Here is a 14,005-nt window from a genome sequence, read left to right on the forward strand (position 1 = left end):
CTCCTGCGGCGAGGGTGGCACCGGACGCCGACGTCGCGCCGCCCCGCCGGGGCCGCGGAGGACGGACGCCCACGCGGCCGCCCTGGGGACAGCCCGCGGGCGCGACCCGTCGCGCCAGGGACGCGGCTGCTCGGTCAGTCCTGCGCGGCCTGGCGGGCGCGGTAGGCCTCGACGTGGGCGCGGTTGCCGCAGTTGTTCACGTCGCAGAAGCGCCGGGAGGAGTTGCGGGACAGGTCGACCAGGACGGCCGAGCACCCCTCCCCCTCGCAGGCCCGCAGCCGGTCGAACGCCCCCGAGCGCACGACGTCGATGAGCGCCATCGCGGTCTCGACCGAGATCTGCACCGCGAGCGTCGCGTCGGGGGCGTGGGCGTGCAGGTGCCAGTCCCAGTCCCCGTGGCGCACGAGCTGCGGCCGGGCGTCGCCCTCGAGCAGCCAGGAGTTCACGAGCGCGACGGCCTCGTCGCGCTCCACCTCCCACAGCCGGGCGACGCCGTCGCGCGTGTGCCGGACGGCGATCACGTCGTCCTCGTCGTGCGGTCCGTGGCCCTCGTACCCGTGGGCGACGTAGAAGGCGTCGAGCTCCGCGGCCGTCTCCAGCCGGTCGACGCCGTCGCGCATCCGCCCCGTGTTCACCAGGGCCGCGGCGGCCTGCAGTGACAGCGTGGTGTCATGACTGAACATTGCGTTGACTCCTGACAACCTTGGGGTCTACCGTCAGCACCATCCTAGGCGTTCACTCCTGACCGGAGCCGGCGCCGTGACCCGGCCCCACCTCGCCCGTGCCACGCAGGCCGCTCCCGCCCCAACCGCGCTCCACCTCCTCGAAGGCCACGCCCATGTCCGGTGCTCCCCTGCTCGACCTCTCGCAGACCCCCGCGTCGGGAGCGACGCCGAGCGCCCCCACCCGCCACCGCGGGCTGGGCCTCGCCGTCGGGCTCGCGGCGTCGGCCGCCTTCGCCACGAGCGGCCCGTTCGTGAAGCCGCTGCTGGAGGCCGGTTGGTCGCCCGGCGGCGCGATCATCGTCCGCCTGACGATCGGCGCCGTCCTGCTCGCCGTCCCGACGCTGATCGCGCTGCGTCGCCTTCCCGACGGCTGGCGCACGGTCGCGGCGAACTGGCGCTGGATCGTCGCGTTCGGCGTGATGGGCGTGGCGGCCCCCTCCACGCTGTACTTCCTCGCGGTCGAGCGGTTGCCCGTCGCCGTCGCCCTCCTGGTGGAGTACACCGGACCGCTGCTGCTCATCGGGTGGTCGTGGCTGCGCACCCGGCGCATGCCCAGCCCCGGCGTGCTGGTCGGCGCGAGCCTGGCGATGTTCGGTCTCGTCGCCGTCCTCGACCTCACCGGGGCGATCGCGCTCGACCCCGTGGGCCTGATGTTCGCCGCGGGCTCGGCGATCGGGAACGCCTCGTACTTCGCGCTCACCGCCCGGCCCTCGCCCGTGCCGCCGGTCGCGATGGCAGGTCTCGGGATGATCGTGGGCGCCGTCGTCGTCACCGTCGTCGGGGCGACCGGGATCCTGGCGGTCCGGATGCCGTTCGTCGACGTGACGCTGCTGGAGGGCACGGTGCCCGCCTGGGTGCCGCTGCTGGTCGTCGGAGCCGTCCCGACCGCCGTCGCCTACGGCGTCAGCGTGATCTCGGTGCGGATGCTCGGCGAGCGCGTGGCGTCCTTCGTCGGACTGTCCGAGGTGCTGTTCGCCGTCCTGCTCGCCTGGTTCCTCATCGGTGAGCGTCCGACGACCGCCCAGTCGCTGGGGGCCGTGGCCGTGGTCGCCGGAGTCGCGATCGTGCGCCGCTGGGCCGATCGCTCCCCGATCGACCTCACGGGACCTGCAGATCTGCCTTCGACAGCTCTTCCACGTTGACGTCCTTGAACGTCACGACGCGCACCTGCTTGACGAACCGCGCGGAGCGGTAGACGTCCCACACCCAGGCGTCGCTGAGCGTCAGCTCGAAGAACACCTCGCCGCCGGCCGACCGCACCTGCAGGTCGACGTTGTTGGCCAGGTAGAACCGGCGCTCCGTCTCCACCACGTAGGCGAAGAGTCCGACCACGTCGCGGTACTCGCGGTAGAGCGCGAGCTCCATGTCGGTCTCGTAGTTCTCCAGGTCTTCAGCGCTCACGGGACCATCATGCCCCGGCTCGCGGGCTCGACGCCCGGGAGGCGCCACGAGCGGCGGTGGCTCTCGGTCGGACCGTGGACGCGGAGCGCCTCGATGTGGAGCGGCGAGGCGTAGCCCTTGTTGCCGGCCCAGTCGAAGCGCGGGTCGACGTCGTGCGCCGCCCGCATGAGCCCGTCGCGCTCGACCTTGGCCAGCACGCTGGCCGCCGCCACGGAGGCGCACGTCATGTCGGCCTTGATCCGGGTGACGACGCGGGGCCCCGCGCACTCGTCGCCGGCGTCGGCCTCGAAGGCCGCGAACAGGTCGTCGCCCGGCGTGGAGTACCAGTCGTGGTTGCCGTCCAGGAGGACGACGGCGGGCGCCGCCCCAGCGCGCGCGTCACCTCGGCGACAGCGCGGTGCCCCGCGAGCCGGAGGGCCGCGATGATGCCGATCGCGTCGATCTCGGCCGGCGAGGCGTGGCCGACGGCGCACGCGAGCGCCCAGCGGCGGATGGGAGGCAGCAGACGCTCCCGGGCGGCGGGGGCGAGGAGCTTGGAGTCGCGCAGCCCCGCGGGCTGGCGGCCGGACGTGGCGTCGACGACCGTCACGCCGACGCTCACGGGTCCTGCGAGGCAGCCCCGGCCGACCTCGTCCATCCCGGCGACGAGCGAGCCGGGCGCGACGGCGAGCTCGCGCTCCAGCCGGAGGGTGGGCGCCCTGCCGACGGTCACCGCGGGCTCACGAGGGGTCCGGGACCTGCTCGAACGTGGCGCCGGGGTTGCGCAGGACGGTCCAGCGGTCCGCCGGCCAGATGATCGTGTTGGCGACGCCGACGATGTTGCTCATCGGGACCATGCCGCCGCCGGGGTCGCCCTCGTGGTAACGGGAGTCGGCGGAGTTGGGCCGGTTGTCCCCCAGGACGAACACGCGGTCGGCGGGGACGACCCACTCCCCGCCCTTCACGCTGGGGACGGCGCCGTCGATGACGTACGGCTCGTCGATCGGCACACCGTTGACGCTGATCCGACCGGAGTCGTCGCAGCACGTCACCGTGTCGCCGGGGACGCCGATGATCCGCTTGATCAGGTGGGACCCGGTGTTGGCCGGGAGGAGTCCGATGAACTCGCCGACGGTCGTGAGGGCGTTGCGCACCTCGTTGCCCTCGGCGGGCGGGTCGTCGAGCCAGCCGCCCGGGTCCACGAAGACGACGATGTCACCGCGGTGGACGTCGAGCGGGCCGGGCGCGAGCCGCGACACCAGGACGCGGTCGCCCACCTGGAGGGTGGACTCCATCGACTCCGACGGGATGAAGAAGGCCTGGGCCACGAACGTCTTGATCAGCAGCGACAGGACGAGGGCGGAGCCGAGGACGATGACGGCCTCGCGCAGGGCGGAGACGCCACGCCCACGCGTCCTGCGCGGCTTCCGCGACGTCGCGGACCGGCTCGACGCCGTCTCCTCCGGAGGCTCGGAGACGCCGGAGCCCGGCTCGTCCAGGTCGGTCATGGTGATCCTTCCTGAGGCGGCCGGGCTCGGCGTCACTGCGATACAGGGGCCGTCGGTCGTGGACCGACGAGCGCTGGTGTCAGCGCTTCTCCTTGATCTTCGCAGCCTTGCCGCGCAGACCACGCAGGTAGTACAGCTTGGCGCGTCGCACGTCACCGCGCGTGATGACCTCGATGTGGTCGATCGCCGGGGTGTGCAGCGGGAAGATGCGCTCCACGCCGACGCCGAAGCTGACCTTGCGGATCGTGAAGGTCTCGCTCACGCTGCCGTGGGCGCGGGCGATGACGACGCCCTGGAAGACCTGGACGCGGGAGCGGGTGCCCTCGACGACCTTGACGTGCACCTTGAGGGTGTCGCCGGCGCGGAACGCGGGGATGTCGTCGCGCAGCGATGCTGCGTTGACGGAGTCGAGCTTCTGCATTGTCTACTCCTCGTCGCGGGCCACAGGTCCACGCGATGGGTTGCGGCGCACGGGGCGCCTGGTCTGGAATCGGGACGAGCACACGGTCGACGGCCCCTGTGGCAGCGATGTCGGGCGGCTCGGACCCAGCGAGCTAGTCTGCCACACTCCGCAGCATCACGACGTCGAGGTGGTCGACGTCACCCACCCGGAACGTCCGCTCCCCCACGACGGCGAAACCGCTGCGCTCGTAGCTGCGCCGGGCCGCCGCGTTGCCGGCGTTGGTGCCCAGCCACACCGCGTCGGCGAGCGTGGCCGCGCGCTCCAGCGTCGCCGCCATCAGCACACCGGCGGCGCCCGTGCCGTGGCAGCGCGCCAGGAGGTACAGCTTCGACAGCTCGGCGTACCGGGTGCCCTCGACGGCGATCCCCGTGCCCGCGAGGTCGCTCCCCTGCGCCTCACCCGTGAGCAGCAGGCTGTACCCGACGGCGAGGCCCGAGCGGTCCACCAGCAGCAGCACGTGGTGATCGGGGTCGGCCAGGTGCTCGCGCCAGTGCGCCGGCGAGAGGTGCGCGGCCACGTGCCGCCTGACGTCGGCGAGCGTCGTGGGGTCGGGGCACGCGAGGGGGAACGTGGTGGCCGCGAGGTCCGCCAGGGCGAGCACGTCCGCCTCACCGGCCTCGCGCACGCGCAGCGGGCCCAGCAGCGCGCCGTCACGGGCGACGACGACACCGGCGTCCGCCAGCACGTCGAGGTCGCGACGGTCGAGGTCGGCGACGGCGAGCAGGTCCAGCAGGTCCGGCCGGCGCTCCACCGTCCGGGTCAGCGACTGCGCGCGACGCCAGCGGGCGACGGCGCCGTGGTCGCCCGAGAGCAGCACGGGCGGGACCGCTCGCCCGTCCCAGTCGGCGGGGCGCGTGTAGACGGGGTACTCGAGCACGGCGGCGTCGGAGAAGGACTCCTCGACGATCGAGTCAGGGTTGCCCAGCACGCCCGGCAGGAGGCGGACGACGGCCTCCAGCAGCGCGAGCGCGGCCACCTCGCCACCGTTCAGCACGAAGTCGCCGAGGGAGAACTCCTCGACCCGGCGCACGCCGTCGTGCTCGCGCAGCGCGGGGACCAGGCGAGCGTCGATGCCCTCGTAGCGCCCGCAGGCCACGACGGCGCGCACGTCGGGGGCCGCGAGCTCGTCGGCCAGCCGCTGGGCCGTCGCCTGCGTCAGCGGAGCGCCCGACGGCGTCGGGACGAGGACGACGACCTCGCGCGGGTCGGGCTCGGCCCCACCGTGGGACCCTGCAGACCCGTCAGACCCGGCAGCCGTCGCCTCGATCGCGCGCGACCAGACGTCGGGGCGCATGACCATGCCGGCGCCGCCGCCGAACGGCGAGTCGTCGACCGTCCGGTGGCGGTCGGTCGCGACGGCGCGCAGGTCGTGCACCCGCACGTCGACCAGGCCGGACTCGCGGGCCTTGCCGATGAGGGAGAGGTCCAGCGGCGCGAGGTAGTCCGGGAAGATCGTGATGACGTCGAGGCGGGGTGCGCTCACGCCTCGACGTCCTCGTGACCGGCGTCCTCGGGACCGTCGTCCTCGGGACCGTCGCCCACGGGACCGTCCTCGTCGACGTCCTCGCCCTCCGGCAGGGGCTCGTCCGCGAGCAGCCCGCCCGGAGGTGTCAGGACGACGAAGCCGCCTGCCACGTCCACGCCGGGCACGATCGCCTCGACGAACGGCACGAACGTCCGGGCGCCGGACGGCTCGCGCACCACCAGCACGTCGTGCGCGGGCATCGCCCGCACCTCCACCACGGTCCCGAGCGGTCGCCCGTCGTCGCCACGCGCGGCCAGGCCGACGAGGTCCTCGGGGTACCAGGCGTCCGCCTCGGCCTGCGCGGGCGCGAGGATCAGCAGCCCACGCATCGCCTCGGCGTCGTCACGGTCGGTGACCTGCTCGAAGCTGATGGTCGCCCGGCCAGAGGCCTCCCGCAGCCGCGCCACCGTCAGCTCGCCGACCAGCGGGTCGTCGGTGAGCACGGCGGTTCCGGCGGCCAGCCGCGCGGGGTCGTCGGTGCGGACCTCGATCCGGACCTCGCCACGCAGCCCGTGCGCGGCGCCGATGCGGCCGAGGATCACGTAGCCCTCGGGGATGACACTGGACACGGGGAACCTCTCGTCGGGGTGCGGCCGGCGGCGGGCCGGCGGAGAAACGACGAACCGCCCACCCCGGACAGGGAGGGCGGTTCGACGGTGGAGCTGGTGCTACGTCATCTACCGGCGGTCGACGTCGACGACGTCGATCCGGACCGGCGTGGTGGTCAGCGACCCCACGACGGTGCGCAGTGCCCGGGCCGTGCGGCCGGAGCGCCCGATGACTCGGCCGAGATCGGCCGGGTTGACGCGGAGCTCGAGCAGCTCACCACGACGCGCGGGGCGCGCGGTCACCTGGACGTCGTCCGGGTTGTCCACGATGCCGCGGACGAGGTGCTCGAGGGCGTCGGCGAGCATGCTGCTCAGGCCTCGTCGGCGGGAGCGTCGGCCTCGGCGGAAGCCTCGGCCTTCTCGGCCTTGGCGGCCTCGGCGGCACGCTTCTCGGACGCCTTGGCCTTGCGGAGCTCGGCGTCGGCGGCGACGGCGGCGACCGCGTCGGCGACGACGGTGCTCTGGTCACCCTTGCGACGCAGCGTGCCCTCGGCGCCCGGCAGGCCCTTGTGCTTCTGCCAGTCACCGGTGACCTTGAGCAGCGCGAGGACCTGCTCGGTCGGCTGCGCGCCGACTCCGAGCCAGTACTGGGCGCGCTCGGAGGAGATGTCGATGAGCGACGGCTCCTCGGTGGGGTGGTACTTGCCGATCTCCTCGATCACACGACCGTCGCGGCGGGTGCGCGAGTCGGCGATGACGACACGGTAGTAAGGGGCGCGGATCTTGCCCAGGCGCTTGAGGCGAATCTTCACTGCCACGGTGGTGGTACTCCTGATGAGGTTGGGATGAGTGGGACTCGCATGGGCGTGGGGCACCCCGCGGATCACGGCTCGGGACACGACGCACCGTGGTGAGAGGGCCGCGGTCGTCGGGTTCAACCGGACATTCTGCCAGATGCGGGGCACTGCTGGCGACGGCGCTCCGCGCGGGCGCGTATCAGCGACCGAACAGCTTGCCGAGCCCCTCGGGGATCTCGAGCTTCGCCGGGGCGTCCTCGGCCGGTCCGAGCCCGAAGGCCGAGCCGGCGGGGGCCGTCGGCTTGCGCTCGGCGGCGGCTCGCGCCTCGGCCGCCCGCTTGGCCGGGTTGCCGCTCTTGGACTTCTTGCCGCGCGCCACGGGCGCCGCCATCTTGCCCTTGGACTTCTTGCCCATGCCGGGCATCGAACCCATCCCGAAGCCGCCGCCGGGCATCCCGGGGGCGCCGCCGCCACGCGCCATCGAGCGCATCATCGTCTTGGCCTGGTCGAACCTGTCGAGCAGCCCGTTGACCTCGGAGACGGTCGTGCCCGAACCCCGCGCGATGCGGGAGCGGCGCGAGCCGTTGAGGATCTTGGGGTTGGTGCGCTCGCCCGGCGTCATCGAGCGGACGATGGCCTCGACGCGGTCGACCTCGCGCTCGTCGAAGTTCTCCAGCTGCTCGCGTATCTGGCCCATCCCGGGCAGCATCCCGAGCATCTTCTTCATCGAGCCGAGCTGCTTCATCTGCTGCATCTGCTGCAGGAAGTCGTCGAGCGTGAAGTCGCCGTCCCCGGCGATCTTGTTGGCGAGCTCGGCGGCCTGGTCCTCGTCGAACGCGCGCTCGGCCTGCTCGATCAGGGTCATGACGTCGCCCATGTCGAGGATGCGCGAGGCCATGCGGTCGGCGTGGAAGCGCTCGAAGTCGCCGACCTTCTCGCCGGTCGAGGCGAACAGGACCGGGGCGCCGGTCACCGAGGAGACCGAGAGCGCGGCACCACCGCGCGCGTCGCCGTCGAGCTTGGAGAGCACGACGCCGGTGAACCCGACGCCCTCGGCGAAGGCGTTCGCCGTCGTGACGGCGTCCTGACCGATCATCGCGTCGATGACGAACAGCGTCTCGTCCGGCTTCACCGCGTCACGGATGTCGGCGGCCTGCTGCATGAGCTCGGCGTCGACACCGAGGCGGCCGGCCGTGTCGACGACGACGACGTCGTAGAACTGCTCGCGGGCGTGCGCGACGCCGGTGCGGGCGACCTCGACCGGGTCGCCGACGCCGTTGCCCGGCTCGGGCGACCACACGGCGACCCCGGCACCCTTGCCGACGATCTCGAGCTGCTGCACGGCGTTCGGGCGCTGCAGGTCGGACGCGACGAGCAGCGGGGTGTGTCCGGAGTCCCGGAGCCACTTGCCGAGCTTCCCGGCGAGGGTGGTCTTACCGGCACCCTGCAGACCGGCGAGCATGATCACGGTCGGCGGCCGCTTGGCGAACCGGAGCTCGCGCGTCGCGCCACCGAGGATGCGCGTGAGCTCCTCGTGGACGATCTTGACGATCTGCTGCGAGGGGTCGAGCGCCTTGGAGACCTCGGACTGCTCAGCCCGCTCGCGGACGGTCGCGGTGAAGTCCCGCACGACCGGCAGGGCGACGTCGGCGTCGAGCAGGGCGCGGCGGATCTCGGCGATCGCCGTGGCGATGTCGGCGTCGGACAGTCGGCCCCGCCCGCGCAGGGAGGAGACGGCCGCGTTGATGCGGTCGGACAGGGTGGCGAACACGGTGAACCTCGCGTGAGTCGGGAGAGGTCAGGATAGCCCGGCGTCCAGCACCGCACGTGCCCGCTCGGTGAGGGCCTCCACCAGCGAGGCCCGCCAGGGCGTCCACGCCTTGGGTCCGGCGGCGCGGGCGTCCGCCTCCGTCAGGACGCGCAGCAGCGTGAGCATCTCGGGGTCGTGACCGATCGCCGTCAGGAGCCGCCCGACGGTCTCGGGGTCGTCGATGTCGGCCCGCGTGGCGAGCTCGGCGAGCAGCAGGTGGTGCCGCACGAGCGTCGTCGCGTCGCGCACGTCCCGCTCCCCCAGACCGAGGCGCTCCAGCACCGGACCGATGATCCGCGCGCCCTCGACCGAGTGGTCGCTCGCCCCCGCGACCTTGCCGATGTCGTGCAGCAGCGCGGTCACCAGGAGGAGGTCGCGGCGCGGCACGACGGCGCCCCGCTCGCTCGCCAGCTCCCCCGCCCACGCCGCCGTCTCCACGAGGTGGCGGTCGACGGTGAAGGTGTGGATCGGGTTGCGCTGCGGGCGGTTGCGCACGCGCGTCCACTCGGGGAACCACGTCGTGACGATGCCTGCCAGATCGAGCGCCTCCCAGACGTCGACCTGGGCGTGACCGCTGCCCAGCAGCGCGAGCAGATCCTCGCGCGCCGGCCTCGGCCACGGCGTCGGCAGCGCGGGAGCGGCCTTGAGCGAGGCGACGCTGACGGGCGAGATCGGCAGCCCCGTGCGCGCCGCGGTGGCGGCGGCCCGCACCGCGAGCACCGGGTCCTCGGCGGGCCGGGCGGCCGCCGCGAGGACGAGCTCGCCGTCGTGCTCCACCAGGTCCTGCGCCACGGCGCGCAGCCGCGGGGCGACGCGCCGGCCGCGCACCACGAGCGGGCGCCACGTCGGCGAGGGGCGCCGCAGCGCCTGCCGGGCGCGGCGGACGGTGACGTCGAGCGCGTAGGACACGGTCCTGGCGGCCTGCGCGATGGAGGCGAGCAGCTCGTCGCGGTCGGCGTAGCCCAGGCGGGCCGCGACGGCGTCGGAGTCGGCCTGCAGGAGGCGGCTGGTGTGGCGGCGGGTCTCGAGCGCGACGGCGTCGCGCACCGTGAGGAGGTGGTCGTGGGCCTCGTCGAACTCGCCGTGCGGCTTGTCGGTCAACCAGGTGGCGGCGAGAGCCCCCACCACGACGGCGTCCCTGATCCCGCCGCGCGCCTCCTTGAGGTCGCCCTCGATGAGGTAGGCGAGCTCGCCGCTGCGCTCGGCCCTGGTGCGGGTGGAGGTGAGCAGCTCGGGCAGGCGGCGTCGTGCGGCCCCGCGCCAGTCCTCCAGGACGGCGGTCCGCGCACGCAGCACGATGCTCTCGTCGCCGGCGACGTGGCGCAGGTCGAGCAGGCCGACGGCCGCGACGAGGTCCTTGGACGCGATCTGGCGGCACTGCGCCAGCGTGCGGACCGAGTGGTCCAGGTCCAGCCCCGCGTCCCAGATCGGGTACCACAGGGCCGAGGCGAGAGCCTCGACCTGGGCGTCGGTCAGCGTGCGACCGTCGTGGACGAGCAGGCAGTCCAGGTCGGAGGTGGGACCGGCGTCGCGCCGGGCGAGCGAGCCGACCACCGCGAGCGCGACGCCCGAGGAGGGCAGGCCGAGGCGCTCGACGGCCGCGTCCCACTCCTGCGCGAGGGCGGTGTCGACCGCGGCGGCGAGCGCGGCGCGGTAGACGGCACCGGTGCGCAGCACGGGGGCGCCGGCCGGTCCGGACGGGCCGGCCGGCGTCGGTGGGGTGGCCGTCGTCGGGCCACCGGGGGTCTCGAGCAGAACGCGCCGGAGGTCCCGCACCCCTGGGTGCGGGACCTCCGGGAGCTCCGCCGCCGTGTCGGAAGCGGACATGGGATCTAGAGCGCTCCGGCTCCGTGCTCGCCGGTGCGGACCCGGACGACGTCCTCGACGGGGACGATCCAGACCTTGCCGTCACCGATCTTGCCGGTCTGGGCGGCCTGCACGATGACGTCGGCGACCGTGCCGGCCGCCTCCGACTCGACGAGGACCTCGACGCGAACCTTCGGCACCAGGTCGACGGTGTACTCGGCGCCGCGGTAGACCTCCGTGTGACCGCGCTGACGGCCGTAGCCGCTCGCCTCGCTCACGGTCATGCCGCGGATCCCGGCGGCCTCGAGGGCGGCCTTGACGTCGTCGAGACGGTGGGGCTGGACGATTCCGGTGACGAGCTTCATGCCTTGACCTCCGATGTGAAACGGCCCGAGGAGATTCCGTCGTAGGCGGACTCGCCGTGCTCGGCGAGGTCGATGCCCGCGACCTCCACCTCCTCCGAGACCCGCCACCCGATGGTGACCTTGATGAGCAATCCGATGACCAGTGTGACCACGCCGGCGTAGACGATCGCGACGAGTGCGATGAGCACCTGGACGATCAGCTGGTCGACGCCCCCACCGTAGAACAGGCCGCGGTCCGCCGTGGCGAAGAAGCCCAGCGCGACGGTGCCCCAGAGGCCGGAGACGAGGTGGACGCCGACGACGTCGAGCGAGTCGTCGTAGCCGAGCTTGTACTTGAGGCCGACGGCGAAGGCCGACAGCACACCCGCGATGGCACCGACGGCGATCGAGCCGACCGGCGACACGTCGCCGGCGGCCGGCGTGATGGCGACCAGACCGGCGACGACACCCGAGGCGGCACCGAGGGACGTGGCGTGACCGTCGCGGAACTTCTCCACGATCAGCCAGCCGCCGATCGCGGCGGCCGTCGCGGTGGTGGTGTTGACCCAGGCGAGGCCGGCAGCGCCGTCGGCGCCGTAGGCGGAGCCACCGTTGAAGCCGAACCAGCCGAACCACAGGAGGCCGGCGCCCAGCATCACGAGCGTGAGGTTGTGCGGACGCATCGGCTCCTTGCCGAAGCCCTTGCGCTTGCCGATGATCAGCACGAGCACCAGGGCCGCGACACCGGCGTTGATGTGGACGACCGTGCCGCCGGCGAAGTCGATCGGGCTGGCGATGGAGGCGAAGGGGCCCTCGTCGCTCAGGAGGCCACCGCCCCAGACCATGTGCGCCAGCGGGAAGTAGGACAGGGTGACCCAGATCCCCGTGAAGATCAGCCACGCGGAGAACTTCACGCGGTCGGCGATCGCGCCGGAGATCAGGGCGACGGTGATGATGGCGAACGTGGCCTGGAAGCCGACGTCCACGATGATCGGCAGGCCGCTGTCGATGACGGCCGAGCCGTCCTCGGCGAAGACGCCTCCACCGCTCAGCCCGAACTGCTCGAACGGGTTCCCGAAGAAGCCGCCCACGGACGAGCCGTAGGACATCGACCAGCCCCAGAGCACGTAGATCACGCCGACGACGGCCATGGCGCCGAACGACATCATCATCATGTTCAGGACCGACTTCGAGCGCGACATGCCGCCGTAGAAGAGGGCGAGCCCCGGCGTCATGAGCAGCACGAGGGATGCTGAGGTCAGCATCCACGCGGTGAGTCCGCTATCCAACTCCATCTGGAAAACCTCTCGTCATGGTCGCGGCCCGGTGACCGCGCATGGGAACGAGAGTTGTCGGGCGGAGTTACCTGACGGGGCAGCGGGTGTTACGCCGGTGTGACGAAAGCCGTTGAAGCGTGAACATCTCGTTGCGCGGCACGGGATCGCTCACATGCCGGACGCTTCGGGTCTCAGCCGAGGAGCGCGTCGACGAACGACTCCGGGTCGAACGGTGCGAGGTCGTCCGGTCCCTCCCCCAGCCCGACCAGCTTGACCGGGATGCCGAGCTCGCGCTGCACCGCCACGACGATGCCGCCCTTGGCGCTGCCGTCGAGCTTGGTGAGCACGATGCCGGTGAGGTGGGCGACCTCGGCGAACACCCGCGCCTGGCGCAGGCCGTTCTGGCCCGTGGTGGCGTCCAGCACGAGCAGGGACTCGGCGATCGGCGCCGGGCGCGAGGCCACGCGCACGATCTTGCCGAGCTCGTCCATCAGCCCGGCCTTGTTCTGCAGCCGGCCCGCGGTGTCGATGATGACGACGTCGGCCCCGGACCGGAAGCCGGCCTCGACGGCGTCGTGCGCCACGCTCGCGGGGTCGGCGCCGTCCTTCTCCGAGCGCACGACGTCGACGCCCACCCGGGCACCCCACGTGGCGAGCTGGTCGGCGGCGGCGGCACGGAACGTGTCGGCTGCGCCGAGCACCACGTCCTTGTCCTCGGCCACGAGCAGCCGGGCGAGCTTGCCGACGGTCGTGGTCTTGCCGGTGCCGTTGACCCCGACCATGAGGATCGTGGCGGGGTGCGGCTCGCCGTCGGCGCCGAGCACCGGGGCCGACGCGATCGTCCGGTCCATGCTGGGGTCGACCTGGGCCAGCAGCAGCTCGCGCAGCACCTCGCGGATCGCGACCGGGTCCTTCGTGCCGTCGACGCGGATCCGTGTGCGGAGCTCCGCCAGGAGCGCCGTCGTGGGGTCGATGCCGAGGTCGGCCTGGAGCAGCGTCTCCTCGAGCTCCTCCCAGGCGGCCTCGTCGAGGTGGTCGCGTCCGAGGACGGACAGGAGCGCCTGGCCGAGCGCGCCGGAGCGTGCCAGGCGCGAACGCAGTCGCACCAGACGCGAGCCGACGGTCTCGGGGACCTGGAACTGCGGGGTGGCGGGCTCGACCGTCGCGCCGTCGCCCGGTCCGCCCGGGCGGGGCAGGGTACCGACGGCACCCTCGCCGTCGCCCTCCCGCCCGGAGCCGGCGCCGGTGCCCGAGCTCGACGGCGGGAGAGGGGCGGCGCCGCGGCGGCGCAGCCGCAGCACCACGAACGTGACGAGGGCCGCCAGGGCGAGCACGGCCAGGGCGACGAGCACCCAGGTGAGGGTCGGGACGGAGTCGACGTTCATGCGCTGGTGCGCTCCTCACGCTCGTTGCGAACGCGCTCGGCGAGGGCCCGCTGGCGGGCCATCAGCCCCTCCGTCAGCTCCTCGAAGCGGGTCTCGTAGCGCTGGGGCACCGTGAGGTACCCGTGGCTGCTCTCGGCGGCGGCGAAGAGGTCGTCCAGGCCGACCGTGTCGCCGTCGGCGGCGTCGCGGTGCTCGGCGACGACGCCCGTGCGGGGGCCCGTCGCCGTCCGTGACGAGGACAGGAGCTCGCGGACGCGCGCGACGTACCCGCCCTCGGGTCGACGGGAGGCCATCATCATCACGAGGAGGCCGGCGGCGAGGAGGACGGCGACGACGGCGACCCAGACGGCGGAGTAGGCAGGCATGAGCCCAGTATCCCGCCTGGAGGGCCACGGCCCCGGGACGGGACACGGGGAGCCCCTCGACAGATCCGTGAA

Annotated in this window: 17 protein-coding genes and 1 pseudogene; 1 reads left to right on the plus strand and 17 read right to left on the minus strand. The window is 73.1% G+C overall.

All coding sequences use genetic code 11. The features are described 5' to 3' along the window. Positions 1-134: 134 nt before the first annotated feature. A complete protein-coding gene (locus C8046_RS04810) occupies positions 135-683 on the minus strand; it encodes a CGNR zinc finger domain-containing protein (protein WP_109228472.1) in 549 nt (182 codons plus the stop codon). A 155-nt stretch (positions 684-838) separates the two neighbouring features. On the opposite strand from C8046_RS04810, the gene C8046_RS04815 reads away from it, so the two are divergent. Then, the gene (locus tag C8046_RS04815; RefSeq protein ID WP_109228473.1) at positions 839-1,867 is read left to right on the plus strand and encodes an EamA family transporter; all 1,029 of its coding nucleotides are present in this window, start codon (positions 839-841) and stop codon (positions 1,865-1,867) included. Here the strand turns inward: C8046_RS04815 and C8046_RS04820 are convergent. From C8046_RS04820 to C8046_RS04885, 16 genes and pseudogenes are all read right to left on the minus strand, one after another. Beyond that, positions 1,824-2,126 (minus strand): DUF2469 domain-containing protein, encoded by a 303-nt coding sequence (locus tag C8046_RS04820; RefSeq protein ID WP_109228474.1) that lies wholly within the window; start codon positions 2,124-2,126, stop codon positions 1,824-1,826. The two genes, C8046_RS04815 and C8046_RS04820, sit on opposite strands and share 44 nt — an antisense overlap. Next, complete coding sequence (locus C8046_RS19920) at positions 2,123-2,353, minus strand: hypothetical protein (RefSeq protein WP_328587576.1); 231 nt, start codon at positions 2,351-2,353, stop codon at positions 2,123-2,125. Before C8046_RS19920 ends, C8046_RS04820 begins: the two co-directional genes overlap by 4 nt. Continuing rightward, the gene (locus tag C8046_RS19925; protein WP_328587577.1) at positions 2,350-2,838 is read right to left on the minus strand and encodes a hypothetical protein; all 489 of its coding nucleotides are present in this window, start codon (positions 2,836-2,838) and stop codon (positions 2,350-2,352) included. The genes C8046_RS19920 and C8046_RS19925 overlap by 4 nt, the downstream gene beginning before the upstream one ends. Before the next feature lie 7 nt (positions 2,839-2,845). Further along, complete coding sequence (gene lepB, locus C8046_RS04830) at positions 2,846-3,613, minus strand: signal peptidase I (RefSeq protein ID WP_109228475.1); 768 nt, start codon at positions 3,611-3,613, stop codon at positions 2,846-2,848. 79 nt (positions 3,614-3,692) lie between these two features. Next, positions 3,693-4,034 (minus strand): 50S ribosomal protein L19, encoded by a 342-nt coding sequence (gene rplS / locus C8046_RS04835; protein ID WP_109228476.1) that lies wholly within the window; start codon positions 4,032-4,034, stop codon positions 3,693-3,695. Positions 4,035-4,167: 133 nt separating this feature from the next. Beyond that, the gene (locus C8046_RS19155; RefSeq protein WP_419183575.1) at positions 4,168-4,701 is read right to left on the minus strand and encodes a GNAT family N-acetyltransferase; all 534 of its coding nucleotides are present in this window, start codon (positions 4,699-4,701) and stop codon (positions 4,168-4,170) included. Then, positions 4,678-5,559 (minus strand): annotated as a pseudogene (trmD, locus tag C8046_RS19160) (tRNA (guanosine(37)-N1)-methyltransferase TrmD); the annotation flags it as partial. The pseudogene trmD and the gene C8046_RS19155, both read right to left, overlap by 24 nt. Continuing rightward, positions 5,556-6,170: a ribosome maturation factor RimM gene (rimM, locus tag C8046_RS04845; RefSeq protein WP_235866114.1), complete on the minus strand. Its 615-nt coding sequence runs from the start codon at positions 6,168-6,170 to the stop codon at positions 5,556-5,558. The gene rimM and the pseudogene trmD, both read right to left, overlap by 4 nt. Positions 6,171-6,278: 108 nt before the next feature. Beyond that, positions 6,279-6,515: an RNA-binding protein gene (locus tag C8046_RS04850; protein ID WP_109228478.1), complete on the minus strand. Its 237-nt coding sequence runs from the start codon at positions 6,513-6,515 to the stop codon at positions 6,279-6,281. Positions 6,516-6,520: 5 nt separating this feature from the next. After that, on the minus strand, positions 6,521-6,967 hold the full coding sequence (gene rpsP / locus C8046_RS04855; protein ID WP_109228479.1) for a 30S ribosomal protein S16: 447 nt from the start codon (positions 6,965-6,967) through the stop codon (positions 6,521-6,523). Positions 6,968-7,145: 178 nt separating this feature from the next. Next, positions 7,146-8,717: a signal recognition particle protein gene (ffh, locus tag C8046_RS04860; RefSeq protein ID WP_109228480.1), complete on the minus strand. Its 1,572-nt coding sequence runs from the start codon at positions 8,715-8,717 to the stop codon at positions 7,146-7,148. 27 nt (positions 8,718-8,744) lie between these two features. Next, a complete protein-coding gene (locus C8046_RS04865) occupies positions 8,745-10,583 on the minus strand; it encodes a [protein-PII] uridylyltransferase (protein WP_109228481.1) in 1,839 nt (612 codons plus the stop codon). A 5-nt stretch (positions 10,584-10,588) separates the two neighbouring features. Next, positions 10,589-10,927 (minus strand): P-II family nitrogen regulator, encoded by a 339-nt coding sequence (locus C8046_RS04870; RefSeq protein ID WP_109228482.1) that lies wholly within the window; start codon positions 10,925-10,927, stop codon positions 10,589-10,591. Further along, a complete protein-coding gene (locus C8046_RS04875) occupies positions 10,924-12,201 on the minus strand; it encodes an ammonium transporter (RefSeq protein ID WP_109228483.1) in 1,278 nt (425 codons plus the stop codon). Before C8046_RS04875 ends, C8046_RS04870 begins: the two co-directional genes overlap by 4 nt. A 173-nt stretch (positions 12,202-12,374) precedes the next feature. Next, positions 12,375-13,568, minus strand: coding sequence for a signal recognition particle-docking protein FtsY (ftsY, locus tag C8046_RS04880; RefSeq protein WP_109228484.1), 1,194 nt, complete (start codon positions 13,566-13,568; stop codon positions 12,375-12,377). Then, positions 13,565-13,933, minus strand: coding sequence for a hypothetical protein (locus tag C8046_RS04885; RefSeq protein WP_109228485.1), 369 nt, complete (start codon positions 13,931-13,933; stop codon positions 13,565-13,567). Before C8046_RS04885 ends, ftsY begins: the two co-directional genes overlap by 4 nt. Positions 13,934-14,005 lie beyond the last annotated feature (72 nt).

It is taken from the genome of Serinibacter arcticus, from assembly GCF_003121705.1.
In the GTDB taxonomy this organism is placed as follows: Bacteria; Actinomycetota; Actinomycetes; order Actinomycetales; family Beutenbergiaceae; genus Litorihabitans.

Coding starts and splice junctions, on each gene's coding strand:
- C8046_RS04810 (WP_109228472.1), bottom strand. CDS start 683: ATGTTCAGTCATGACACCACGCTGTCACTGCAGGCCGCCGCGGCCCTG.
- C8046_RS04815 (WP_109228473.1), top strand. CDS start 839: ATGTCCGGTGCTCCCCTGCTCGACCTCTCGCAGACCCCCGCGTCGGGA.
- C8046_RS19920 (WP_328587576.1), bottom strand. CDS start 2,353: ATGACGTGCGCCTCCGTGGCGGCGGCCAGCGTGCTGGCCAAGGTCGAG.
- lepB (WP_109228475.1), bottom strand. CDS start 3,613: ATGACCGACCTGGACGAGCCGGGCTCCGGCGTCTCCGAGCCTCCGGAG.
- rplS (WP_109228476.1), bottom strand. CDS start 4,034: ATGCAGAAGCTCGACTCCGTCAACGCAGCATCGCTGCGCGACGACATC.
- C8046_RS04850 (WP_109228478.1), bottom strand. CDS start 6,515: ATGCTCGCCGACGCCCTCGAGCACCTCGTCCGCGGCATCGTGGACAAC.
- C8046_RS04865 (WP_109228481.1), bottom strand. CDS start 10,583: ATGTCCGCTTCCGACACGGCGGCGGAGCTCCCGGAGGTCCCGCACCCA.
- C8046_RS04870 (WP_109228482.1), bottom strand. CDS start 10,927: ATGAAGCTCGTCACCGGAATCGTCCAGCCCCACCGTCTCGACGACGTC.
- C8046_RS04875 (WP_109228483.1), bottom strand. CDS start 12,201: ATGGAGTTGGATAGCGGACTCACCGCGTGGATGCTGACCTCAGCATCC.
- ftsY (WP_109228484.1), bottom strand. CDS start 13,568: ATGAACGTCGACTCCGTCCCGACCCTCACCTGGGTGCTCGTCGCCCTG.
- C8046_RS04885 (WP_109228485.1), bottom strand. CDS start 13,933: ATGCCTGCCTACTCCGCCGTCTGGGTCGCCGTCGTCGCCGTCCTCCTC.